Origin of the sequence: Ruegeria arenilitoris (assembly GCF_013032445.1) — a bacterium.
GTDB lineage: Bacteria > Pseudomonadota > Alphaproteobacteria > Rhodobacterales > Rhodobacteraceae > Ruegeria > Ruegeria arenilitoris_F.
The window spans coordinates 16,210-41,554 of the sequence record NZ_WQCA01000005.1; the positions used below are offsets into that span (position 1 = coordinate 16,210).

General features: G+C 53.8%; 17 protein-coding genes and 1 pseudogene. 8 read left to right on the forward strand and 10 right to left on the reverse strand.

Annotated features, from left to right (window positions below):
• Window positions 1-12: 12 nt before the first annotated feature.
• From GOW98_RS07970 to GOW98_RS07980, 3 genes are all read right to left on the reverse strand, one after another.
• The gene (locus GOW98_RS07970) at window positions 13-1,587 is read right to left on the reverse strand and encodes a toll/interleukin-1 receptor domain-containing protein (protein WP_170330773.1); all 1,575 of its coding nucleotides are present in this window, start codon (window positions 1,585-1,587) and stop codon (window positions 13-15) included.
• A 145-nt stretch (window positions 1,588-1,732) separates the two neighbouring features.
• Window positions 1,733-2,173: a RipA family octameric membrane protein gene (locus GOW98_RS07975; protein ID WP_170330774.1), complete on the reverse strand. Its 441-nt coding sequence runs from the start codon at window positions 2,171-2,173 to the stop codon at window positions 1,733-1,735.
• A gap of 221 nt (window positions 2,174-2,394) precedes the next feature.
• The gene (locus GOW98_RS07980; protein WP_170330775.1) at window positions 2,395-4,374 is read right to left on the reverse strand and encodes a DEAD/DEAH box helicase; all 1,980 of its coding nucleotides are present in this window, start codon (window positions 4,372-4,374) and stop codon (window positions 2,395-2,397) included.
• Between the two features lie 383 nt (window positions 4,375-4,757).
• Here GOW98_RS07980 and parA point away from each other — a divergent pair, with 383 nt between their 5' ends.
• Window positions 4,758-5,396: a ParA family partition ATPase gene (gene parA / locus GOW98_RS07985; protein ID WP_170330777.1), complete on the forward strand. Its 639-nt coding sequence runs from the start codon at window positions 4,758-4,760 to the stop codon at window positions 5,394-5,396.
• Window positions 5,397-5,692: 296 nt separating this feature from the next.
• Here the strand turns inward: parA and GOW98_RS07990 are convergent, their stop codons facing one another.
• The 3 genes from GOW98_RS07990 to GOW98_RS08000 all read right to left on the reverse strand — a co-directional run bounded on the left by GOW98_RS07990 (window position 5,693) and on the right by GOW98_RS08000 (window position 8,237).
• On the reverse strand, window positions 5,693-6,133 hold the full coding sequence (locus GOW98_RS07990; protein WP_170330779.1) for a phasin family protein: 441 nt from the start codon (window positions 6,131-6,133) through the stop codon (window positions 5,693-5,695).
• Between the two features lie 307 nt (window positions 6,134-6,440).
• Window positions 6,441-7,973, reverse strand: a complete 1,533-nt coding sequence (locus GOW98_RS07995) for a phospholipase D family protein (protein WP_170330781.1) — start codon at window positions 7,971-7,973, stop codon at window positions 6,441-6,443.
• A 21-nt stretch (window positions 7,974-7,994) separates the two neighbouring features.
• On the reverse strand, window positions 7,995-8,237 hold the full coding sequence (locus tag GOW98_RS08000) for a hypothetical protein (RefSeq protein ID WP_170330783.1): 243 nt from the start codon (window positions 8,235-8,237) through the stop codon (window positions 7,995-7,997).
• 196 nt (window positions 8,238-8,433) lie between these two features.
• Here GOW98_RS08000 and GOW98_RS26220 point away from each other — a divergent pair, with 196 nt between their 5' ends.
• From GOW98_RS26220 to GOW98_RS26225, 3 genes are all read left to right on the forward strand, one after another.
• On the forward strand, window positions 8,434-9,324 hold the full coding sequence (locus tag GOW98_RS26220) for an FHA domain-containing protein (RefSeq protein WP_170330785.1): 891 nt from the start codon (window positions 8,434-8,436) through the stop codon (window positions 9,322-9,324).
• A 113-nt stretch (window positions 9,325-9,437) separates the two neighbouring features.
• Window positions 9,438-9,899 (forward strand): hypothetical protein, encoded by a 462-nt coding sequence (locus GOW98_RS08010; protein ID WP_170330787.1) that lies wholly within the window; start codon window positions 9,438-9,440, stop codon window positions 9,897-9,899.
• Window positions 9,900-9,914: 15 nt separating this feature from the next.
• A complete protein-coding gene (locus tag GOW98_RS26225; RefSeq protein ID WP_170330789.1) occupies window positions 9,915-14,330 on the forward strand; it encodes a WD40 repeat domain-containing serine/threonine protein kinase in 4,416 nt (1,471 codons plus the stop codon).
• A gap of 121 nt (window positions 14,331-14,451) precedes the next feature.
• On the opposite strand, the gene GOW98_RS08020 is transcribed toward GOW98_RS26225, so the two are convergent.
• Complete coding sequence (locus GOW98_RS08020; protein WP_170330791.1) at window positions 14,452-15,120, reverse strand: PP2C family protein-serine/threonine phosphatase; 669 nt, start codon at window positions 15,118-15,120, stop codon at window positions 14,452-14,454.
• A gap of 401 nt (window positions 15,121-15,521) precedes the next feature.
• Here GOW98_RS08020 and GOW98_RS08025 point away from each other — a divergent pair.
• The 3 genes and pseudogenes from GOW98_RS08025 to GOW98_RS08035 all read left to right on the forward strand — a co-directional run.
• Window positions 15,522-15,677: pseudogene (locus GOW98_RS08025) on the forward strand (integrase core domain-containing protein); the annotation flags it as partial.
• A 269-nt stretch (window positions 15,678-15,946) separates the two neighbouring features.
• Window positions 15,947-17,044, forward strand: a complete 1,098-nt coding sequence (locus GOW98_RS08030; RefSeq protein ID WP_170330792.1) for an efflux RND transporter periplasmic adaptor subunit — start codon at window positions 15,947-15,949, stop codon at window positions 17,042-17,044.
• Complete coding sequence (locus GOW98_RS08035; protein WP_170330795.1) at window positions 17,044-20,136, forward strand: efflux RND transporter permease subunit; 3,093 nt, start codon at window positions 17,044-17,046, stop codon at window positions 20,134-20,136. The genes GOW98_RS08030 and GOW98_RS08035 overlap by 1 nt, the downstream gene beginning before the upstream one ends.
• Window positions 20,137-20,594: 458 nt before the next feature.
• Here GOW98_RS08035 and GOW98_RS08040 read toward each other — a convergent pair whose 3' ends face one another.
• On the reverse strand, window positions 20,595-21,209 hold the full coding sequence (locus tag GOW98_RS08040) for a TetR/AcrR family transcriptional regulator (RefSeq protein ID WP_217359466.1): 615 nt from the start codon (window positions 21,207-21,209) through the stop codon (window positions 20,595-20,597).
• Between the two features lie 307 nt (window positions 21,210-21,516).
• Here GOW98_RS08040 and GOW98_RS08045 point away from each other — a divergent pair, with 307 nt between their 5' ends.
• Window positions 21,517-22,857, forward strand: a complete 1,341-nt coding sequence (locus GOW98_RS08045; RefSeq protein ID WP_170330797.1) for a tetratricopeptide repeat protein — start codon at window positions 21,517-21,519, stop codon at window positions 22,855-22,857.
• Between the two features lie 168 nt (window positions 22,858-23,025).
• Here the strand turns inward: GOW98_RS08045 and GOW98_RS08050 are convergent, their stop codons facing one another.
• Both GOW98_RS08050 and GOW98_RS08055 read right to left on the reverse strand, forming a co-directional pair.
• On the reverse strand, window positions 23,026-24,009 hold the full coding sequence (locus tag GOW98_RS08050) for a murein L,D-transpeptidase catalytic domain family protein (protein ID WP_254437951.1): 984 nt from the start codon (window positions 24,007-24,009) through the stop codon (window positions 23,026-23,028).
• A 290-nt stretch (window positions 24,010-24,299) separates the two neighbouring features.
• Window positions 24,300-25,343: a PLP-dependent cysteine synthase family protein gene (locus GOW98_RS08055; RefSeq protein WP_170330799.1), complete on the reverse strand. Its 1,044-nt coding sequence runs from the start codon at window positions 25,341-25,343 to the stop codon at window positions 24,300-24,302.
• Window positions 25,344-25,345 lie beyond the last annotated feature (2 nt).

A 25,345-nucleotide genomic window follows, 5' to 3' on the forward strand; every position in this document is an offset into this window, starting at 1 on the left:
GGCTCACAAAGATTAGTGCGGGACGGCGTCTGCATTAATTGAATCCCACCACGCGTTCAGCCTGACACGCAGGTCCTGCACTTCGACGTCTTTCAACGAGGTTCCTTTTCTGCAGGTCAGTTTGCGCCAAAGCTTGTGTTTTCCCGGAACGCTTTGGGGTAAATCAACGCTGGAATAACTTTGCACCAGCACACCGAATACTTCACGGATACGTTCGGGCGCATGCTCCAGAACGGCTTCCTCGTAGATGCTCGCCCGTGTCACGACGTGGTTATAAACACGGCTGTGATTATCACGTTCCCAATCATTCAGCCCGTGATCCGTGATGAAGATTACCAGCGGAACACCAGAGGGTTTCTTGTCGGCTATGCTCCGCAGCCTGTCCGCGTTGCCAAACGTATCGGCTAGGGCAAGGGGAATGGTCAGCGCCTCTAGCGGCGGGGCGACATTCTCATTTGCGGCTGCCGCCTGATTGAAGAAGTTCTCGCGCACATTCACAAAAAGTGCTTCGGACCGTAGGGGAACTTCGGGCGGGTCTTCCCACAGCAGGTTGGCCCCGATTGGGGTTTGCAGCACGTCATTCAGAATCTCGCTCAGTTCGTCCCCATGAACGAACTTGGTGCCGTAAGGTTCTTTCTCCGGTATCGAACCAGTGTCTGAATACCACACAAACTGGCGCGAAATCGGCCCCGGGGCACCGGATTTTTCGCCGAGGTATTCGTCCACGCGCGTCGCAAGCAAGCGCGACTCGGGCGCGTCTGATGCGGCTTGTACCAGACTGCCGACAAACTGATCGGCGCCTGGAAGGATAACATCCCGAGGGCGTCCATCGAATGCTTTCATCGCACTGGCGTTCAGATCCGTTCGGACCATTACCTCATGCTTGAGGTCGACAAGTTCATAGTTTTTGGGAAGGGTGTCGGGCAGAGCATCCATTAGCTTGTCGTAAGCTGCGTATTCATCTTCCTTGCCGTCGGGCCGGGGGCCCAAGGACCTCACGGCCACCACAAGGTTCTTTCCGTCATGCTGTGTTTCTTCGTCCGGGTCGTCCTGCGCAGGTTCAGCCCGAATTTTCTGAATCCAATTGACGATATTTTCGGCAGTCAGCCGCATCGCCTTTTCCGGATCAGGCATCAGGGTCGGCTGCCCACTTTTCAGGAAAATAAGCGGTTCGGTGAATTGGGACAAATCAAGGTAGGACACATCGCGGAAGTTCTGACCAGCCTCAAGATGCATGGTCGATTCAAGAACTCCGTTCCAGTTCATCAACGAAAAACCGTCAAGAAAGATCGGGACGATCATCTTGTCAGGTTTCCAGCTGCGCGCCAGCTCAACGGCTTCTTCTTTAGCGATTTTTTCGGCGTAGCTGGCCCCGACTAAAGCGACAAAAACATCGCACTCGGCCACTTGCTCTTTTAGGGCGTCCATAAGCTTGGCGCCGGCGGCAACCGGAGTTTCTTTCCAGTCGTTGACGACCGCATCAATATCGTTCTCAACCGCTTGGCGGAAGAGTTCGGTTTTCAGAAAACGAACGATCGCCGACGTGGTGGCCTCGTTCTCTCCCGTGTAACTGAAGAAGACGCGCATAGCCGTTCATCGCAATGATTTATTGATCAATATCAGTATTATGTTGTGTCAAAAGGTGACGTAAAGTCAAGCTTTATGCGTTAATTGGTGCGCAGGGCGACTGACGCCAACTTTGCTCATTCCGCCTTGGTATGTGCGCAGCGGGTCAAAGCAGCGCCGCACCCAGCAGCAATATGTATAGGCAGGCGAATGCCATCGGGATCATTCCTTCCAGCTTATGGAAGTCGCGCCGCCGATTGGATTCCAAATGCGCCCACTCGTCGGTGAAAACCTTCTGGTCCATGTTCACTTCCATTTCCTGCAAAACAGTAAACTTGGCTGCATTGAGTTGACCGTAACTGCGTAACAGCAGTTGCCACGCGATACAGATCAGAATTCCCGCCAACGGAATTGCCCATTGCCAGGTAAGCCGACTCGCATCATCCACGCTTGCTTTTCCGCTGGACAGGTACCCGTATAGCGAAATAACGGCACTGTTTACGCTCAGCATCCAGACATTCGCGGTGTTGCGACGATCACTGACTTTCTCGGCTGTCGCCAAGTACAGCTTATAGAGTTCAAAAGTCTCCTTTGTTTCATCCGTCATTGGCGGAACTCATTTCCTTGAATTGAAATTTAGAATTGCAATTCAGGTATCCTAACACAGTAGGTGGCTCTGTAGGAAAAACTTACATCGATCCGAAGCTCATCGACCTTTGTGGAAAAATCAAACTTCGACTGCGTGAAGCCCAAAGGACGATTTATGGAATGGTTGCGCTGACGTCAGACACGTAGCTGATCAGGTGTCGGCTGGCGAGTGTTTTGACTTTACCGCCGTTTCGGCACAGAATTTCCTCCCTTGGCGGCAATTGCAGCCGCTCGAGCACGATTTTTCTTGCTATTGGGTTTGCCCTTTGGCGGCGGGGGACCTTTGGCGCCGCTGCTACGGGGTTTGGACCGCGCGTCTTTGCCTGCTTTGAAGCCAGCCTTCGGTTTACCCTTGGATTCTGATGCCGAAGGTTTCCGTTTTTTCAAGGGAGCCTGCGAAATCCGGTCTGTGCCCTTTGCACTAGGCTGTTGCACTGGCGATCGCTGGGGGTTGTGGCCCGAGTTACTGTCCTTCAGGCGCTTGCCCTCAGACGTCGTATTCGAACTAGTCGAGTGCGTGTCCACCTTACGACGACGTTGTTTGCCAACTGGCGAGCGATCAAACTTCGACCGTTTGGACGGGGGGAGGTCTGGTGCCGTGTCCAAACGTACAATGTCTTTTGATCCTTCTATCTTCATTTCCGGACCAATGGCCGCCAGAAATCCGTCAACGGCAGATTTGCGGATTTCGACGTAGGACAGATCATCTGCTATGCGGATGGCGCCGATATCATCTTTTGTAATATTGCCCGCCTTACATACCATTGGCAGCAAGTGTCGCGGGGACGCGTTCTGGTTTCGGCCCTCTGACAGTGAAAACCAAACACTGGGGCCGAATTCTGCCCTGGGTTTGGGCTTGTCGACCTGAATCGCACTCAGTTCCTCGGGCGCGGAGTGGCGTTTCTGGTACTGGCGCAGATAAGCTGCAGCGATCTGATGAGGCGTGAATTTTTCAACCAGTTGGTCAATCGTCGGACGTTCGCTTTCAGTGATGTCCGTGTTCCAATCTTCGGAAGCAAGCATTCGAACTTGGTCGCGTTCAGCCACGGCGTCAGCAGAAGGCGCGGACTCCCAATCTGCACTGAGTTTGGCGAATTTCAGAATCCGTTCCGCCTTTTTTCGGGACGAAGGAACAACAATCAAAGCACTTACACCTTTTCGGCCAGCGCGGCCTGTGCGGCCGGATCGGTGCAAGAGGGTTTCGTGGCTGTTCGGCAATTCGGCATGCACCACCAGATCAAGGTTGGGCAGATCAATCCCCCGAGCGGCTACATCGGTTGCGACACACACACGTGCCCGCCCGTCCCGCATGGCCTGCAGTGCGTTGGATCGTTCGCTTTGAGTTAGCTCACCAGACAGGGCCACGACCGAAAAACCGCGGTTCGACAACCTCGCGGTCAGGCGCGACACCATTGCACGGGTATTGCAGAACACAATGGCGTTGGGTGCCTCGTAATAGCGCAGCACATTTATGATTGCGTTTTCGCCATCGCGCGGGCCCACCATCATGGCACGATAGTCGATGTCTGCATGCTGGGTCTGTTCGCTTACGGTCGATACGCGCTCCGCATCGCGCTGATAGCTTTGGGCGAGTTTTGCAATCGCGCTTGGAACAGTGGCAGAAAACAGCAAGGTCTGACGGTCCTCGGGAGTTTCCTCGAGGATGAATTCCAGATCCTCACGAAAGCCCAGATCCAGCATTTCATCGGCTTCGTCCAGAACAACCGCGCGCACCTGGGTTAGATCGATGGAGCCGCGTATGATATGGTCGCGCAACCGACCCGGGGTGGCGACAACGATATGCGAACCACGCGCCAACGCGCGGCGTTCGTCGCGCATATCCATACCGCCCACACAAGATGCCAGAAATGCACCTGCATCAGAGTAAAGCCACCCCAGCTCTCGTTTTACCTGCAATGCAAGTTCACGCGTCGGTGCGATGATCAACGCCAGTGGGGTACCCGACGCACCCAGTGTTTCCTCGTCGCCCAGCAACGTAGGGGCGATCGCCAAGCCGAAACCGATAGTCTTTCCTGACCCGGTTTGTGCGGAAACCAACAGGTCCCGACCTTCCAGCTCGGGTTGGGTGACTGCTTGCTGGACAGGGGTCAAAGCGTCATAACCCTTGCGGGCAAGCGCATCTGCGATGGTTTTTTTCACGGCGGAAATTCTCTGTATGGTACGGGCTGCACGTCTTTGCAGGTTTGCAATCGGCGCATCATCCGAAATTAAAGATCGCTCTTTATCGGCTGTCTTTCGGTTTGTATAGGTGCGGCTTCACGTTAGTTGCGGAAATTAGCCTGTTTGACAGAAGCAGAGGCAGGCGCCGCAACACCTAGTCTTTTGCTTTCGACGAAAAAGACGCGCAGCGCAACGCGCCACCGGGGTTCAGTCTGCCATCTGTATAGCAAATAAAGCTGCCGCTTGCCCTGCGCTTTAAAAGCTTAGGTCTTTCCTCCAGAAACTAACCTGCGATGACACTATCGCCTTTCATTTAGTCAAGCGATATGCTGCACTGCAGAAGGGTTTTGGAGGCTTTGCACATGAGCGGTCGGATCATCTGTGTGGCGCAGCAGAAGGGTGGGGCGGGCAAGACGACGCTCGTATCAAACTTAGCAGTCGCGTATTTGGCGGAAGGTAAAAGCGTCGCGCTATTCGACACGGACCCTCAGGGCAGCCTTGGAAAATGGCTGGATATTCGCGAAGAGACACTTGGGGAAAACCAAAGACTCTGGTTCTCTACAGCAACAGCTTACGGGATTTCGCGCGCAATCCGAGGTGTGGATGGTGAGGCCGATGTTATTCTGATCGATACGCCACCCAAAGCCGATAGTGATGTTCGATGGGTTCTGCGCGAGTCTGATCTGGTGCTGGTTCCTGTTTCAGCCAGCCAGGCGGATGTCTGGGCGACCCACGACCTCTTGGACCTTGCAGACCGGGCTGGAAAGCCAACGCATATTGTCATGAACCGAACGCGCGCAGGTACGCGGGTTGGCGAGGAAGTCGCAAAATCAGTGGCCGAGCTTGAGGCGCAGCAGTTGCAGTCATCGCTTGCAAACAGAGTGGTTTACGCGGAAGCGCTAGGTCGTGGTCTGGGTGTGGTCGAAGCGAAAAGGAACAGTTCCGCATCGGACGAAGTGCGTGCGCTCGCTGATGAAGTGTCTGCCATTTTGGAATTGTAAATCAGTTTTTGCGCGACAGTGTTTTGGCACCTCGTTAAGGCGACGGTGTGATAAAGAGGGTCGCTTAGAAAACTGCATCCGCAAGCGTCGGTGCCGAAGCTACACCGATTGTTGACGCGTAAACTTTTGGAAAGAAAAATGTCGGCAAAATTTGCTTGGCGTAGTCGCGAATTTTCCGTTTTGCAGAGATTTTAACAGGATCGTTGAAGAATCCGAAAGGGCAGATCCGGTGATCTGCCCTTAAGGTACGCAGTCCGTCGAATGAGACGGAGAGGCTCTAGTTCTCTGTCCGACAATTAAGCGGCTTTAGCCTTGTCGGCAATCGGGGCCGTCTTGCTGGCAACATTGTTAAAAGTTGCTGCGTCATTGGCGATGCCATTTCCGGCGGAGATCAGCAATTCGACGGTGTCCATTTGGGCCTTTTTTGCCACCTCGGCGAAGGCAAACATCTTTTCCCCAGCAGTTTCTGAAACGCCTGAAACAAAGTTGGCGTAGGCTGCCGCGTATTCGGCTGGATCGGTCTTGGCCTTCGACACTTCCGTCAGCTTGGCGATGGTATCTTTAGCCCACAGATTGGTTATTTCAGTCGATTTTTCAGCAGCTTCCAAAGCTACGCGTGACAGTTTCTCATTCAACGATACGGATGTGTTGTACGCGTCTTCAAAGGCTGCGGCATTGAAGGGAAATGCCCCTGCTACATCTTTCAAAATCGCAGACAAGTTTTCAATCTTTTCCATTGACGTTCGTCCTAACCTTATCGCGGGCCCACCCCGCAGTGTCTCTAACTGAGACTCTATGCTCTCTGCACTGCAGCAACGCAAGTGGAAAAGTTTACCTTACGGAAGGTTGGAAAAAACCGACGTGTTTATAGAGGCTTGTTTCTTCGCGTAATGTGCTTTGGCTTTTGGGCGCGCCGGCGGTTGTTTCGAATCACCCATGTCAAAAACTGGTTAGAATGATCCGTCTACACGGGGAAGACGCCCAGCTTTTCACCTGAAGGCCTTCGCATTCATCGATACGTAATGTCGGCTTACTACAGCCACGTTAAAGCTGAGAGCCGATCGGTAGAATACTCAGAAAACCTGCTACTAAGTGGTCCCAGGCTGAACCTGTGGGTTCGGAGTCATATTCAAGGATTGTGCCATCCTGGTCCCGCGTCCTCCACTTGAGCTGGCCGGCAGGCTCCAATGTCACATGATATGTATATGCGGGCAGGGCTTCATCCAAAGCGCCCAAGGTTTGCGCCGTGAGCGCAGGCGAGTCGATTAGAATGCCCATTTCGGTGTTGATATTGACCGAACGCGGGTCCCAATTGAACGAGCCGACAAACAGGTACCGGTCATCGACGGCGAAAGCTTTGGAGTGCAGGCCGGAACGGGACTGAGCCCAGTTGATGCCACGAGGCTGAACCTGATACGCGTCGGGCCGCAATTCGTAAAGTTCAACCCCGCCACGAAGCAGTGCCCGCCGTTTCTTGGCGTAATGCGCATAGACCGGTGCGACGTCGTTTGAGGCCAACGAGTTGGTCACGACTTTCACGTCGACGCCGCGGTTTTCCAGTTCGGTCATCCATCTCACGCCGTTCTTTCGTGGTACGAAATAAGCCGAAACGATATGCACCTCACTGTCGGCATTTTCGAAGTATGGGAGCAACTGCGACGCAAGGATCGGGTCTGAATTCTCCAACCCCGCAGCTTTGGACGGAGGATCCGCATATAGTTTCGCCGGGACCCAATCCAGAGCGAGAGCGCCGTCCGCAAAATTCTCCTTGGCGGATTTTCTTAAGGCTGCGCCGTATTGAGTTTGTTTCGCCTCTTCCACAAGTTCGTTGAGCCTGTTTCGCGCGTCGCTCAGGCTAAAGGCCTCTGGCTCTCCAACAACTACGCGGGCAGGAACCGCAAACTCACTGTTCCAGTATGCGTCAAAGCTTTGCGATACGTCCCTTACAACGGGGCCTGCGGCCAGAACGTCCAGATCCGCGTAGTTCATTTCTTTCCGCGCAAGGAAATACTCGGCCCCGATATTTCGCCCACCCACAATCGTAAACATGTTGTCCGCAGTCATGGACTTGTTGTGCATTCTGCGATTGATGCGTTTGAAGTCTGTCAGACCCGCAACAAGCAGGCTTTGGTCCCGCCAAAAGGGGTTGAACAGCCGGATTTCAATATTGTCGTGATAGTCCAGCGCTGCCGTCATTGCGTCATAGCTGGACGTGTCCATGTCATCTAACAGCAGGCGGACACGCACGCCCCGATCCGCTGCCTGCAAAAGACTGGCTGCGAAGAGGTGACCCGTTGGGTCGTTGTGCAGAAGATAGTATTGAGCGTCAATCGTCTGCTCTGCTGCGGCCGCCAAAAGCAGCCTTGAAACCAGAGCTTGTTCTCCGTCGCTGATCAGCTTGACACCTGATCGTCCGTCTTTGGGATCCCCAAGCCGGTTGGACACCTGCCCAAGCGCAGTATTGGAGTTTGCTGGTACAGAAGCAGTTACGGTCTTTTCATATATGCGAGCTTTAGGAGCGCAAGCACCAAGAACCAGCGTGCAGCAAATACAGAACACGATAGCCCATGGTTTCATCAGCTTTCTCCAACGTTTGCCTTACAGGTGACTACGCTTGGAGGCACGATTGCAAGTTTGTTCAAGCACCCACCGACGTGTTTCGTCAGGCAGTGTTGCTTCCGCGAAGCTTTTCCAGACGAAACTTCCCATCGGGAAACTGTCCTTGCTGAAGGCTTGATCCGGGCTGCGCAACACGTGATTGTCTAATGCAGCACCAAATCCGAACGGCGTGGGATCGTGACCATAAGGTTTGGTGGCTTCAACTAAGATCAGAGAATTCAACAGGCATTTCTCATCGCAGGCTGCGGCCAATTTTGCGGTTTAGGTGGCCCTGCCTGATGCTTGTTTAGCATTGTCGACTGCACTCGCCAGTGACTTCCAGCTAGGTTGATTTTTGCAGCAACGACATTTTACCCTGATTGAGAAGATAGATGACTTTCAACGTGTCCTCTCCAAGCAGTAGATTGCGAAAAACACTGTGGAAACAAAGCCCGCCACCACAATAATTGCTGATATTTCGGATAGCACTCCGTTTTATGAGTCAATGCGGGACGATCAAGCGCAGAGGTTGATACAATCAGAAATTGACCGCCTGAGAGAAGTGGCGAATTCTTTTGGAGGCGTTCCGGTCGGGCAAAAGGGTGATGACGCCCTATGCTATTTTATGGATCAGGATGCTGCGGTTAAGTCCGCTTTGGAGATGATCAACAAGCCGCATGGCACGCTATTGTCAGTGCATGCTGGGGTACATCATGGCCCCGTCGTTTTTGCGGAGAATGGCATTTTTGGCGAAACTGTAAACCTTACGGCCAGGTTGGCTGCGGCGGCTAACCCGGGTGAGGCTTGTGTCAGCGAGACCGTTGTCAGCAATCTGAAACCCGATGTCAGGCAGTTGCTCGCCCCGATTGGCCCGCTTCGCCTGAAAGGTGTGAGTGATCCTGTGAAGGTATACTCTTTGCAAGTTCCCACAGACGGGATGAGTACCGTTTTGCATCTGCCAACATTTTCCGACCGTAATGGGAGTCGTGAGGGGCAGAACGAGAATTTTGCACTCGTGCTCTACCATGACAACCACTCGTGGCGTTGCCGTGAAGGCGATGAAATAAAGATCGGCAGGTCCAAAGACTGTGATGTTGTTATGCCTCAACCGTGGGTATCGCGGTTGCACGCGGTTCTTAGCATGAAGAATGGCAAGCTCATGCTGACCGACCGGAGTTCTTCGGGGACATATGTAAAGGTTGAAAACGCACGGGAAATTCAGCTGAAGCGGGAAGCCGTCATGTTGGCGGACAATGGGCTGATTTCACTTGCCCTTCCTATTCAGCACGCGGATGCCCGACCTTTAGAATTCGAAATCGTGCGTCGCTAGCTTCTTTAGAAACTGGATTTCAGAGTTCTGTGTCAAAAGTCTCAGAAGGAAACTTCTGTTTCATGCTAAAGTCATCGTGAAGTGTGGATTTCAACGAAGTTCAGGAGGGAAGCATGCCATTGAATTCTTCGAGCCAGTTGTGTCACGGCGCTTTAGCTTTGGGGGCGGCTGCTGTGTTTTTCGTTGCAGAAGCCGTAGCGCAATCAGCTATGCCCAACGCCTGTCCGGTGGATGGATGCGAAGTGCGAATAGTGTCCGTCGAAAAAAATGGTGATGAACTTTCAATCACCTACGAGTCGAACTTTACACCGGACGTATCCAAGAACCATTTCCATGCATGGTGGGGGGAAAGCTACAATGTTGAGCAGGTTGGCCGGAATGCTCAAAGCGAGTTCGATGTCGAGCAAGGCCGCTGGCACCGGCACGATGAGTATCCGACTTATGTGACCAAAGAGGCTGCCTCAACCTCAGCGCGCGATGGGGCCACAACAATGTGTGTCACTGCCGCCGACAGGGATCACAACATTCTGGACGCGACCAAGTATCATTGCGTGGACGTGCAAGAGCATCTCTAAAGTAAGGGGTGTGCGGTGAGTTTCCCTGCTTTTATAGGTCGTTATGCCGTAGAAAGGGAAATCGCAAGTGGCGGCTTTGCGGCCGTCGTCCTTGCGCGGGATGAGGAACTTGAAGTCCCCGTTACGCTCAAAATTCTTCACGCAAACCTTGCCTCCAATGACAAGGTCATCACCCACTTTCTCGAGGAAGCGCGGTTACTGAGGCGCATTCGGTCCCCGCGTGTTGTATCCGTTCATGATGTGGGGCGGCTGGAAGATGGTCGGCCTTATTTCGTCATGGACTATGCCGACCGGGGCACTTTAGCGGATCGCCTCAAACGGTTGCAGCCAACAATTATCGCACAGCGGGATGGCGTGGGCGTCTTGATTGATGCGCTGGCAGATGGGTTGACAGCGGTCCATGAGGCGAACGTCGTACATCGCGATGTCAAACCGGCAAACGTGCTTTTGCAACGCATCAAACGCCAGAGAGAGAATGAGACCGAGGAGTCTTTCACTTCTTTGGTCGAGCCGGATGAGAGAGTGTTTCTGGCAGATCTGGGAATCGCAAAGGACATGGCCATTGGCGTCACTGGGGCGACGATGATGGCAGGCACGCCGCTTTATCAGGCGCCGGAACAGGTTGAAAGCGGGCAACCCGTTACTCCGATGACGGACATTTACTCGGCGACGGCGCTGATGTGGCACGTTTTGACAGGCCGAGCGCCGCCACCGTTTCATCGCGTCGCTGAGCACTTGCCCGGATTGCCCGAGATGTGGCGCGATTGCATTGAGCACGGGATGGCGATGGATCCTGAGGCCCGGTTTCAGGAAATGGTATCCTGGCGCAGCGCAATGAATGATGCGTTGGATCGGGACCGGAGAGAAGCCGCGTCGGAGGCTGTGACGCAGATTTCGGAAGGTGGCATCGAATGCCCATACAAAGGGTTGGTGGCTTTCCAGACTGAAGACGCCGGATATTTCTTCGGTCGCGAAGACTTGGTTGAAGAACTTGTGAGCCGACTTCAACAAAGTCGCATTCTGGTTTTGGGGGGGTCTTCCGGAAGTGGCAAGTCATCGGTTCTCCGCGCTGGGCTGCTTCCCGCTTTAACTGCGAATGCTATTCCCGGAAGTGACAGTTGGCGTGTTTGTGTTTTCACCCCCGGCCGGGATCCCATGACAGATCTGTACTTTCACCTCATTGGGGACAATTCAAATCTCACTGCTCAGGTCTCATTGGATGATTTTATTGCTTACCCCAGTGCGGCGCGACGTCTAGCGACGGCAAATGAAGGCGAGTTGCTTATCTGTATAGACCAGTTTGAAGAGCTTTTTACCCTGGTCACACGGGAACGCAGAAACAAATTCATCGAAGCACTGTCTGCGATGACCGACCCCGCAGATAGTCGGGTACGAATTGTAATCACAATACGTGCAGATTTTTATGCTTCGTGTGCCGAGATACCCTGGCTTGCTGATCGAATTTCGGAAAACCAACTTTTGGTTGGACCGATGACGCGGCCTGAGCTGCGTCGCGCAATAAGTGAACCTGCCCGAGCAGCCGGGTTGCACATGGACAGATCGCTGATAGACGCAATTGTTGATGAAGCTGGCAAGGAAGCTGGATCGCTACCCTTGGTGGCGCATTCGCTGTACGAAACCTGCATCCGCCGCAAGGGTGCGACGATGTCTCTGGACTGCTACCGAGAGGTAGGTGGCGTGACTGGCGCAATAAGCCAGACGGCGGAAACGCTTTTTTCAAATAGCTTCGATGACAGGCAGCAAAAAGCCACGCAGCGGTTGTTTTTGCGATTGGTGACACCCGGAGAGGGGACACCGGATACACGCAGGTTGCTTCCGATAGATGAGGTTGAACAAGACGTTGAGCCCGATACCACCCAGAGAGTTGTCGAAGCTTTGACGGATGCACGCCTTCTGACAGTGGATGAAAACAACGTGCAAATCGCGCACGAAGCCCTGCTTCGCACATGGCCAAGATTGACCTCTTGGATAGAAGATAGCCGAGACGACCTGCGAATGCGGCAACGTATTCAGCATGACGCCGCTGAATGGGAGAACGATAACCGCGAACCTGATTTGTTGTACCGCGGAACACGGTTACTGGCTGCCGAGGAGTGGTCGGCGGAAAACGAAAATGTACTGGGAAAACTCGAGCGGGAGTTCCTCATACAAGCGCGCGACGCGCGGGAGAGCGCTCTGGCGGCGTCAGACCGGCGCAGACGGCGGCGGCGGCTTTTTTATCAGGTCGCGGCTGGGGCTCTGGCTGCTTTGACTATTGGTGCGACCGGGGCTTCAATCCTGGCCATTCGTGCCTCCAATCTTGCTGAAAGTAACCGACAGATAGCGGTCGCGGCGACTGCAGAAGCCAACGAACGTTTTGCGCGTGCGCTTGGGGCGGCCGCAAATGGGCTATCCCAATCAGATCCGTTGCTCGCCCTGTCCCTCAGTGCGGAATCTATCACGCGGGCCAACTCAGCCAGTTCCACGTCCGAAGCGCGCTCTGCTATGCTATTGGCGCGTCAGAAATTAACCGAGCCAGGCTTAATCCCCTTAGGAAGCCCATTAACGGTCGGAGACGCCCAGACCATGGATCTTGATGCGGCAGGCCTGAGGGTGGCCGTCGGACTGCGCGATGGGCGGATTGTGATTTACAGCACCAAGACAGATGAAGGTGTTCTGGCGGAACTGGTTGGACATTCCGGAGGAATCCGTGATCTGGCATTTTCCCCGGACGGGAACTTTCTGCTGTCGGCAGCAACCGACGGGGATGTGCGATTGTGGGATGTCGGTCCCTCTCGGTATGGTCCGGTCACGACGCTGTTTTCCGGCGATGATGTGGCGTTTGGCGTGGCCTTCGATTCAGTTGGAAAACGTGCCGCTTCCGCAACCGGGGATGGTACGGTACGTCTTTGGGATATTTCGACTGGAATGCAAATTGGTCCGCCATTGGCGGAAGAACAACTGGGGTTCAAAAGGGTTGCGTTTTCCCCGGTTCTGGAAGGTCTGGTTGCCGGAAATGTTGACGGAGCCATCTACGGATGGATGGATAGTGATGCACGATCGGCCTTTCCGCCGATTCCGGGCGGTCCACTGGGTCCCGATCCTGACCATATTTCTTTCAGCAGCGATGGCAGCGTTTTTGCGGTGTCTCACACAAATGGAAAGGTTTCGACGATAGGTTTCCCTGCAGGGGTTCCAATCGTTGAACGCTTTTCCAACACAGAAGCGGTTGTTGCTGCGGCGTTTGCCAGCCCAGAGAACATTCTGGTGGGCGCAACTGCGAACGGAACGCTTCTTTTGGAAGATTCCAACTTGTTGCCTGTCGGGGGCATTGTGCAAGCGCACGGCCAGAGTATCGTGGATATCGAAAGTGCCACACAGGTTCCCATTCTGGCAACTCTTGGTCGAGATCAGCAGGTCCGCCTGTGGCAGATTGCTTCCACACCAAGCAATGGCGAAACACTTGCTTTTGAAGATGGGGTAAAAGCCCTTGGGGTCGCTTACAGCCCGGATGGAAACGAAGTCGCAGTCGGCGACAGCGAAGGTAACATTTGGATCTGGGATGTGGGTTCGGCTATGAAGCCTTTACTGTTGAAGGGTCATCGCAATCAGGTTTGGGCCGTTGCGTATTCGCAGGATGGTCGAAATCTTGTTACCGGCGATCGGGATGGCAATATCCGGATCTGGGACACGAACACCAAGCAAATTGAAGATCAATTTGACTTGGGCCAGGCGCCTGTCTGGAACATCGCGCCAACCGCCTCAAAGCTGTTTTTTGTAGCCACGGGAAATGGAGTGCACCGGATCGACGCGTCAAACACGAGTGTCGTTCAAACTATCGGATTGCCCGATACGGCCATAAACCGAGTGACCGTCTCTCCGGATGAAACCAGGCTCGCTGCAGCGTCCTCTGACGGGCGAATTTATGTCTGGAATATAGCGGAAAACCGTTTGGAAAGAGCAATAGAGGCTGATGACAACACGCTTTGGAGCGTCGCATTTTCCACCGACAGTTCAAGAATTGCGTCCGCTTCCAGCGACGAGGTGGTAAAAGTCTGGGATCTGGAAAACGGTGAGGAGCTTGCCTCATACGGCGGCCTCAAGGGAGGCGCCACGGATATTGCGTTTTTGGCGGACGAGGCCACCTTGGTCGCAACCGACCGATCCGGAGAGTTGCATTGGTGGGATACGGCCGTAAACCGGCGGCTCATGCCTGTTCAGAAGGTGCACGCCGGTCCGAGTTGGCGAATTGCACTTGCGCCCGATGGGCAGTCCTTTGCGACAACAGGTGAAGATGGTTTAACTCGAATTTGGGACAGTTTGGATTTGGAAAAAGCCTGCTCATTAGGCAGCCCAGCTTTCGACAAAGAGAGAAGAAACCAGTATCTGGGTAGCGAAGAACCGACGACCAGTTGTAGTGCGATTCAGTAAATGGTCAGAGTTATCAGGTCGGCAAGTCTTTGTGTCATAGCATACTTGAGCAGTTTCATCGCCCACATCGGAACTCGGTATCCGGATGATGCTACGGTCCTGCACCTTAATGTCTGATCAGTTATGAAAGGCGTACTTTCGGTGCCGCCGATCTTGCATTCACTGACAGCAGAATGACTGAGACATTGTCGGGGGCTCCCTGCGCAAGGGCCGCATCGAGCAATCGTTGCACCGCGATTTCATCTGATAGCGATAAAACCTGTTCAATAGCAGGAATTGAAACCACATCAGTAAGACCATCACTGCAGATTAAGTACTTCCAGCCGTCGGTCACTGGTTCAACGCCTACGTGGGGGGCGACGTCATGGAATTTTGGAGCCCCGCCAAGAGACTGAGTCAACGCAGGCTTTCTTAGGCCAGTCGTCGTTGTCATCAAGGCGACGTCGTCGACACTTAATTGGTGCAAGACCCCGTCGCGAAAGCGAAAGATCTTGCTGTCGCCTACATTGAACCAAATTAGTTTGTCTGGAAGGCAGGCTAGTCCAGCTACAGTTGTCCCCATGCCCTCAAGCAGTGTATTTGCCGCCGCCAAGTCGTATATGGATTTGTTTGCGTTTTGCAGGACCTCGACCACGTCAAAGGTACTCTCTAATCGCAATGTATTTGACAAAAACGCACTTGCGACCAAGTCACTCGCGCGTTCTCCGGCACGATGCCCGCCCAAACCATCGGCAATCAGCGCTACATCGCCTGCAAAATCAGAGAACGCAAAGTTACGGGGTGCGCTCATTGATCGCTGTTCTTTCCAAGACCCCACCAGAATGCAGTCTTGATTTGAAGAGCGAGCTTTCCCGATATTCGTAAGAGCCGATCCAGAAATTTTCATGTTGATACCAACTCAATGCAAACTACTGTTCTTTGGTCTTCAAATAACTTAACTGCGATCTTTGACGGACGGATAGTCCAGCTTGGATGTTAAAGCACTGACGCCGTCTTCAAACAGAAACTTTTCCAGCGCTAGGTTACAAGCTTAACCAATAGGTCTTTCCCTCGTTCGACAGCCCGCGAGTTCGTGACAATCGCGTAGGTGGTATTGATGCACTGGCCGAAGCCAAACACATGACCCATCATTCAGCCAGAGCCGTCTCTTCTTCGGTTGCTTTATTGGCCCTTTGGCGCCAACGGCGGTGGTACATGGACGAGGTACTCAACGGCGAAGTCTTCTACAGCCTGCGCGAAGCACAAGTCCTGATCGAAGAAGGGAGCAAACACTTCAACACGAAACGGCCGAACATTGCATTAGGCTACCGCCCGCCAGCACCAGAAACAGGGACTAACGGTAAATAATGCACTAACGATCAAATTGGACCAGTAAGATGAGGCGGCTCAAGCCTAGGCGGTTCGAAGTATGTCAAACCCGCCCTGACTAGTTCCGACTACGTTGAACTATCAAGAAGCAATCAGAGTTTTCTTTCAACATTTTCTGAACGAATTCAATTTTTTGACTTTGTTCGATATGCGCGTACAATTGGGGAAATTTATAGCGCCAATACGACAATTAAAGCTGCACTTGGTTGCGTTTGTGAAAAAGAAACCAAGCGGCGCAGGAGGGGGAAATGAAGAAGCTACTATGTGGAATTTTTGCCTTTTTATCGCTTGCGGGATGCTGGGAAAAAGAAGAGGAAATCACCGAAGAGGTTATTAGGCCCGTGCGGGCAACCGAGATTTCCGACCTCTCCAGTCTTCATGATCGTTACTTTGTTGGCACTGCCAGAGCTGCACGCGAGGTGTCATTAGCATTTCGTGTGCCGGGCAATGTAGTTGGTGTGGACGTGCAGGTTGGTGACCTTGTCGCAGGCGGTGATGTGGTTGCCGCTCTGGATCCTGCTCCCTATCAGGCTGAGGTTGATCGGCTAACCGCTGAACTTGAAAGCGCTCAGGCGACGTTCGAAAATGCGAAGCTGCAAACGGATCGGCAGCGCTCATTGGTTGAGAAAGACGTCGCCGCGCAGGCGACACTTGATCGCTTTGTTGCAGGTGAGACATCAGCGCAGGCGGCGATCAATTCTGTGCAGGGCGCACTGGACAGAGCAACGCTGGACTTGACCTACACCAGCCTCGCTGCACCCTTTGATGGCCGTGTGGTCGCAAAGTACATCGAAGATTTTGAGGAAGTCGCTGCGCAGACCCCGGTTCTACGAATACTGGATGCTGAGCACATCGAGGTGGTGATCGACATCCCCGAGCGCTACATTGCCCTGATACCCCATGTCGAGAACATAACAGTTACCTTTGATGCGTTGGGTGACGTGGTTCTGCCTGCGGAAATTAGCGAAATCGGGTCTGAAGCTTCAGCTACAACCCGAACATTCCCTGTCACGTTGATCATGGAGCAACCAGAAGGTTCGCTTGTTCTTCCGGGCATGGCTGGGCGTGTCAGCGGTGAGCCCAAGGAAGGGCATGAGCCATTTGACGCGATCATGGTACCGGCCAGCGCGGTTTTCGTTCCCGAAGGGGGAGCCGATCCTCATGTCTGGGTGTTTGATGCGGGATCGGAAACCGTGACCGCGCGGAAAGTTGCGCTTGGCACACCTAGGTCGCAAGGGGTTGCTATCAGTGAAGGTCTGGAATTCGGCGACGTAGTTGTCACTGCCGGAGCCAATTCTTTGCGAGAGGGTCAGAAAGTTTCGCTGCTTTCTGAGGATGCGGAGTAATGGGGCTCGCCGCTTTTTCCATCCGCAACGCCAAATTCGTTTGGTTCACCGTAGTTATGCTAACGCTGGGAGGTGTTTCCGCATTCTTCAGCCTTGGGCAATTGGAAGACCCAGAATTCACCATCAAAACGGCGGTTGTGACGACGCTTTACCCGGGCGCCAGCCCGGAAGAGGTCGAACAGGAGGTTACCGAACGGATTGAACTGAAGCTCCAGGAAATCAAGGAAATCGACTACATCTCAAGCGAAAGCAGGGCGGGGGTGTCGACTATCAAGGTTGAAATACGTCCGAACTATTGGTCCGAAGAGCTCCCTCAAATCTGGGATACGTTGCGTCGCAAAGTCAGAGACGTGGAGACCGACTTGCCCCCGGGCGCGGGCAGACCTGCGATCAACGATGATTTCGGCGATGTTTTCGGTCTTCTGCTGGCGATGACCTCTGATGGGTTCACTGCTCAGGAACTTGATGGGTTCGCAGAAGACTTCAAACGAGAACTGTCATTGATCGACGGCGTTGGGCGCGTCGACCTGTGGGGGGAACGTGACCGGGTTATCTATTTGGAAACACGCGAGGAAGCCTTGGCGGCGCTGGGTGTTTCGGCTCAGACTATTCTCAATACCCTGCAGACGCAGAACGCGATTGTGGATGCGGGGCGGGTGAACATTGGCGACTATCGCATGCGCATTGCACCAAGCGGTACGTTTACCACCCCGAGCGACATCGCGGATTTGGTTGTCCGACCAAGTGGTCTGGATCAGGTCCAAAGTGGCCAAAGCCGTGGGCCAGAGTTGCTGCGGTTGGGTGAAATCGTTGAGGTCAAGGAAGGCTACGCCGATCCGCCGACGACCGTGATGCGCTACAACGGCCTTCCCTCCATAGGTTTGGCGATATCTTTCCAGTCCGGCGTCAACGTTGTCAGCGTAGGGCAGGCTGTAGATGCGAAAGTTTCCGAGCTGATTGCGGCTTTGCCAGTGGGCATCGAGGTCGAACGGGTTCATTGGCAATCCGATGACGTGAATCTGGCGGTCAGCAGTTTCCTGGTGAGTCTCGGACAGGCTGTTGCCATCGTGCTGGTTGTTCTGACTCTGGCGATGGGCGTTCGGATGGGGATCATTATCGGCAGCGGTTTGATCCTGACGATCCTTACCACCTTCATTCCGTTGGCCGCGCTGGGCATTGATCTTCAACGAATGTCCTTGGGCGCGTTGATCATTGCGCTTGGTATGATGGTGGACAACTCGATCGTCGTTGCAGATGGCGCAATGGTTCGGATGTCCCAGGGGATGGATCGCGCAAAAGCCGCGATTGATGCGGCCACGCGTCCCGCGATGTCGCTGCTAGGGGCTACATTCGTCGCGGTTATGGCCTTTTATCCGATTTTTGCCTCGGTTGAGAGCGCTGGAGAGTATTGTCGTACGCTCTTCTCGGTCGTTGGCATCGCTCTGTTGGTCAGTTGGCTGCTGTCGATGACGGTCACGCCATTGCAGTGCGTTGCCATGCTGCCGGAGCCGAAGGGGGGAGCCAGTGAAACCTTCGACACCGGTTTTTACGCCGTATACCGCAGCTTTCTGGCTGCTGCGATCCGCGTTCGCTATCTGACAATCGGAATAGCTGTCGCGGCTCTGGTAATTGCCGGGATTGGTTTTGGTTCAGTCACACAGCTGTTTTTCCCGACCTCGTCCATGACCAAGTACATGATCGATTACTATGCTCCTGAGGGAACTCGCATCGAAGCCGTATCCGAAGCAATCGCGCGCATCGAAGAGCAGGTGGAATTGGATGACCGTGTGACAGGTATCGCCAGCTTCATCGGGGCCGGCCCGCCACGTTTCTACTTGCCGGTTGATCCGGAAGGAACAAACCCGTCTTACGCGCAAGTCATCGTGAACGTCGAAGATTATCGTGACATTCCGGAAATGACCAAAGAGATTTCGCTTTGGATTTCAGCGAATATGCCCGAGGCGACATCCTTCACACGCCAGTTCGGCGTAGGTCCCAGCAATACGTGGGCGTTTGAAAATCGTATCATTGGCCCGGCGGATGCCGATCCCGAGACTTTACGTGAAATTGGCGACAGGGCCGTTGCGATACTGGATCAGCATCAATGGACGAAAGTGGCGCGTACCGATTGGCGCAACCGTGTCCTGAAGACCGTTCCCGACTATGACCAGGATCGCGCCAGATGGACGGGCATAACCTATGAAGACCTCGGGAACACGACAAAACGCGCCTTTGATGGGCGTTCCGTCGGCCTCTACCGCGAGGGGGATGAGTTGCTTCCGATCATTGTTCGTCCCGGAGCAGAAGACGTGGCGGCAGTAGACAACTTCGAACTGTTGCAGTTGCAGTCGCCGTTTTCGGTCGAACCAGTCCCCTTGGCGCAGGTCGTTCGTGGTGTGAACGTTCACCCAGAAGACCCCACGATCAACCGCCGTGACCGGCGCCGGGCGCTGACCGTTCAAGCCAATCCGATCGACAGTGTTACCTTGCCAAGCTATCGCGCAGCGGTTCTGGCCGATTTTGAAGCTTTGGAAGCAGACCTGCCGCCGGGCTACAGCATGGAATGGGGCGGTGAGTACGAAGATACGGTGTCTGCGCAAGCGTCATTGATCCCGGGAATGATACCTGCATTTTCGATCATGGCGCTTATCGTGGTCGGGCTTTTCAACTCGTACCGCAGACCGCTGACCATCTTTCTGACGGTGCCATTTGTACTAATCGGCATCGTTCCAAGCTTGCTTCTTACCAACACGCCGTTTGGATTTGTCGCATTGCTTGGAGGCATGAGCCTGGCGGGTATGATGATCAAAAACGCCATCGTTCTGATTGATCAGATCAACGACAATTTGGCCGAGGGCCAGCCAGGCTACGACGCAATTTTGAATGCTGGTGCCTCAAGGCTTCGCCCGGTTGTACTGGCGGCGGCAACGACCGTTTTGGGGGTTATTCCATTGTTACCGGATGTGTTTTGGGTCGGCTTGGCCGTTACGATTATGGGCGGATTGACGGTGGGCACGATGCTCACCATGATACTGGTTCCGGTTCTGTTTGCCACGTTGAACGGTATTCGACCTTCAACCAAAGCCGCCTGATTTGGCAGTGCAGTTCGCCGATGAACCTGTTGACCGTTTGTGAGAAGCCCGAGTTTTGAAGCCCAAACAGATGATTTCTAAGGAGGGATGATTTGGACAATACAATTCTGTTCTTTCTAGTCGGCCTCTTCATAATTGGGCTTCTAATGCTTGGGTATTTTGCCAAGGGAAACGGCGCATTGATGGTAGTCGCGATAATAGTCGGCGTTCTGCTTGCAATGGTGGCGTTCTTTAGCAATCTCGTTTGACTGGCCCAAAAATGTTTGCTGATGCGTGGCCGATCTTAGTTCCATCGGGATGGTGGTTTTCGGGAGGGGCAGTGTGACAACCCACCTTGTTGAGCCGCGCTTTGTCGCTCCATCCTTCAATAGTGAACTGTGCTTCGCACAGGAGGACGGATCCCCGTTTGGATGATCTGTCATGCATAACACACACGGAGACTAGGCGCAGCTGTACTTTCACGCGGGGTCGAAGACGAGGCGGATGAAATCGCGGTAGAGGAGTAACTGCTTCGGCAGCAAAGTTCTGTCTCCCATCACTCTGGACAGGATGATGCCACCATCCCCTACTGCCGACAGCATGTCGGCTAAATCATCCAGGTCAACGTTTATCCGCGGCTCGTAGCGCTCGGCTATTTTGTCGATGCGCTCGCGAAAACGCGCACGCCAGGACAAGACAGCCTTGGCATTGATGTTGCGTACCTCCTGATCGAAAAGTTGTTCGTGGTAGCAGACTGAAGCTACGATGCAGCCAGGGTGACCATTCGGTAAATCACTAAAAACTTTAGCAAGAAGCTTGAGTGCGATCAGAAAGCTGTGCAGTGGATCTTCGCTAAGTTCGTCGGCCTCGGCAAAAACATTGTCAAAAACCAGACCGTCTTGCTCGATATAGCGTTCGAGAAGGGCGCGCGCCAAATTTGTCTTGTCGCGAAAATGATAGAAGAAACCACTTTTTGATATCCCGACTTCGGCGATCAATTCGTCGATTGAGGTTGCAGAAAATCCCTTGGCCAGAATGGCGGCTTCCGCTGCCATCAGAATTTGATCTCTCGTCTGCGGGATCGGATTCGCCACTTTTCGCCCTCGTTTTCGGAATTTGTCGGTAAAAACTGTACCACAGGTACTGTACCTGCGGTCCAGTTGTTGGACGCATTTCTGGATACGGTTGATAGTGACTACTTGAGAAGATGCACGTAAGGCGCAGATTTTTAATAAAAATACAGGAAAGTGAGTGAGCTGGCCGACGAGTTTACTGCTCGACGTGATCAAATGCCCTTATTTTCTAGAACATCGTTAAGTCCTTGTGCCGCGGGTAGACCGGAACGTTTTTTGGCCGGTGCGGACGGGCTTGAATTTAAGATTTTCGATTGTGGAGGAAGACATGAAAGACAGCATTTATCTGCCTAACGCAAACGGGGCGAACGACGTCGCCGTCAAGCATTTCGACGATGCAATTCGAGCGTTCAATATCTACCGGGGGGACCCGGTGGCACTGGTCGATCAGGCGATTGAGGCCGCGCCCGATTTTGCTATGGCACACATCCTCAAGGCTTACCTTTTTGGCCTGGCGACAGAGCCCGAGGCGACCAGCGAAGCAAAGTCTATCCTGAAATCGGCGAAACGTTTCGCGACGACCGAACACGAGAAATCCCATGTGGTGGCTCTTGAGGCGCTTGTCAGCAACAACTGGACCGAGGCGGCGGTCAAGCTCGACCGCCACAACATCGAGTACCCACATGACATCTTGGGATTGCAAGCCGGTCACCTGATGGACTTCTATCGGGCGAACGCGCGAAATATGCGTGACCGGCTGGCGCGGGTCCTGCCGAATTGGTCGGAAGACCAACCGGACTATGCCATCGTTCTTGGCATGTATTCTTTCGGTCTGGAAGAGGCCGGGAACTATGCCCGGGCCGAGGCGATTGGTCGAGAGGCGGCTGACCGTGAACCGCTCGACTGCTGGGCTCACCATGCGGTTGCACATGTCCTTGAAATGCAGGGACGGGCAGAGGACGGAATCGAGTGGATGGCATCACGAGAGCCGCATTGGTCTGGCGATGACAATTTCTTTAAGGTGCATAATTGGTGGCACAACGCGCTCTATCATCTTGAGGTTGGAAAACCCGACACGGTCCTACAACTTTACGATACCCGGATCCGCAAAGACGAAAGCCAGGTTGCGCTTGACCTGGTGGACGCCTCGGCCCTGCTTTGGCGGCTGCACATGGAAGGTTGCGATGTTGGTGATCGCTGGGTCGAAGTTGCGCAAAGTTGGGACGCTCACGCGGATGGCTGCCTCTATCCTTTCAACGACTGGCATGCTGCGATGTCTTATCTGGGTGCCGGGCGCGTTGACGAAGTTGATCGGATTCTCGATCAATATCGGTCTGGCGATAAAACAGGGGGCGAGACCACCCGCTGGGCGCGAACCACGGGTATCCCATTGATAACGGGCTTCCGGGCTTTCTGGGCGGGGAATTATGACGAGGCCGTCGATATCCTGCACCCGGCGAGGTACGTTGCGAACTCCTTCGGAGGTAGCCATGCCCAGCGTGACATCATCGATTGGACGTTGACAGAAGCAGCCGTGCGTTCAGGCAAAAAAGGCGCGGCAGAGGCACTGGCCGCCGAACGCCTGTCTGTCAAACCACACAGCCCGATTAACAAGAGCTTTTTGAAGCGTGCTACCAATTCGGCCAAAGGCATTGTTGCGGCGGTGTGAGCCGATTTGGCGATTGATATCTACATGACCTAATTCGCCTTGCCCATTCTATCAGCGGGCAGGGCGAAGTCGTATTGGTGTTCAAGTGCAAATGTCAGCAAGTTTTTGTCTGCTGGTCGCAACGGGGCATGATCTATTTGTGCGGTGAGAACAAAGCTGCAAAGACCCTCACTTACAGATTGGCAATTCAAGCGGGGGCTGTTTGGGTAACGACGCCCTCCATTGGTTGATGATCGGTTGGAGGGTGTTTTTCGGCCAGAACTTGGGCGCGCCGATAGATTTTAGGCAGGCGGCGTTCCAGTAAACTCCTTCGCGAGACAGCGGTTTTCCCGCTTTCACTGCTTTGGATACTGCGTTGATATCTTTTGATTCCGGGTAGATGTAAAGTGTTGTCGGGTTCCCCTCAACAAGCGCCAATATCTCTTTGGATGCGGATTGAGACCAGGTCGTGCAACCGTTGCTGCGACCGCCGGTATAGTTCACGAGCTTTCCGTACGGGACATACCCTTCATTGTCGGCATGTGTGCTTTGCGGGTTTTTGAAACGACATTGCCATTTCAGGAAAACAGCGGGATGGCCGCCGATGGCCCGCTCGCGGGCGTTGCTGGTTTCTCCTTCTCCGTCGAATAACAGAAACGTACGGTAGAATGGTTTCGTCTTGCCTGAATGGTTGTAATACCCTTTGAAAGATGTCCGCGTTTCGGCGGTCACATAGGACCCACCGGCTGTCAGTTTAGAACCCTCTGTATTGCTGAAATGCTTCGCGCATTGTCGGCCGTTTGCAAAATTGGCGCGCTGCAGTTTTCGCCCATTGCCGTAACCAGATGAAACGGCACGGAAGATCTTTTGCGATTCACAAATCACGTAAAATCGGCGCCCGGGATTGCCGTTTCGCGAGGTGCTGGGGCGGGTAGCATCCTTGGCGAGGTAACAGGGGTTTGTAACTTTGCCTTGGCGCACCTTTTTTTGATACAGCGCGCGCGCCCTTTTCAGGACTACCGGAGCGATTTGACCATCACCCGTGCCTACATGCTGTTGTAGCCATGGTGGGATGTTTTTTGAAAGCGCATCGCTGCGGGTCGGTAGGGAACATGTGCAGGCGGCGAGGGCCAGGACAGTAAGAATGAGACGGTGTGAGTTCATTCGCAACATAAAGACTCCTGCTAGATAATCCTCGGCACCAGTCTAACACGGATCCGCCACGTCACCTTCGCGGTGTTTGGAACGAGCCATTTGACTGTGACCGCAAATCCTATCCAATTGATAAGCAGCGAAGTATTCCACCTCTGCTTGAACCTAAGGCCGCTCGACTTCGTTGGGTGCAGGGCAGGCGTGTGAGAAACCCCGCTATCGTTTTGAAAGGGCACTAAGCTAAGTGGCAATTCCAGCATGGCGTTCCCGAAGCTGTCTCAGCCACCGGGAAAAGCCACATAAGTTTAAGCTTATTGAAGCTCACGGCTCAGTTCATCGGCAAATGGCTGGATATCCCCGAAATGTGAATCGACCCATTCCGGGTTGTAATACGTGTCCAGATACCGGTCACCACTGTCGCACAGTAGGGTAACGATGGAACCCCTCTGATTGTCGCGCATCATTTCATTGGCAATCTGCAGTGCACCCCAAAGATTGGTCCCTGTCGACGCACCCGCCCGTCGGCCGATCCGCTTTTCAAGCCAAAGCATAGTTGCGATGCTTGCGGTATCCGGCACTTTGATCATTCGATCGATGACATCCGGCTGGAATGAGTTTTCCACCTTGGGCCTACCGATACCTTCGATCCGGCTGGAGGTATCGGATGATAGGCTCCGATCCCCGGTCTGGTAGCTGTCGTAGAACACCGAGTTCTCAGGGTCGACGACCGTCAGCGCGGTATCATACCCCTTGTAGCGAATGAAACGGCCAAGCGTCGCCGACGTGCCACCGGTGCCCGCGCTCATTACAAGCATCGAGGGAACCGGATGCGGCTCATATTCCATCTGTCGAAAGATGCTTTCGGCGATGTTGTTGTTGCCACGCCAGTCGGTGGCGCGTTCGGCATAAGTGAACTGATCCATGAAGTAACCGCCAATCGACTTGGCCAATTCAACTGATGCGCTGTGCATCTCGGGGGCTGAACACACGAAATGCGTCTGTCCCCCATAAAACTCGATCAACCTGATTTTGCTGTGAGCTGTGCTTTCTGGGATCACGGCGATAAAGGGAACGCCGATCATGCGCGCGAAATAGGCCTCGGATACTGCCGTACTGCCGGAGGAGGCTTCGACAACGGTAGTGCCTTCTTTGATCTTGCCGTTGCACAGTGCGTACAGAAACAGAGACCGGGCCAACCGGTGTTTCAGGCTTCCGGTCGGATGGGTGCTTTCATCTTTCAGGTAAATATCCACGCCAGTAAGGTTTGGAGCCGGTAGCTTGAACAGATGTGTATCCGCTGATCGGTGTGCATCTGCGTTAATCTTGGCGATAGCGCCCGCAACCCATTTATCCATTT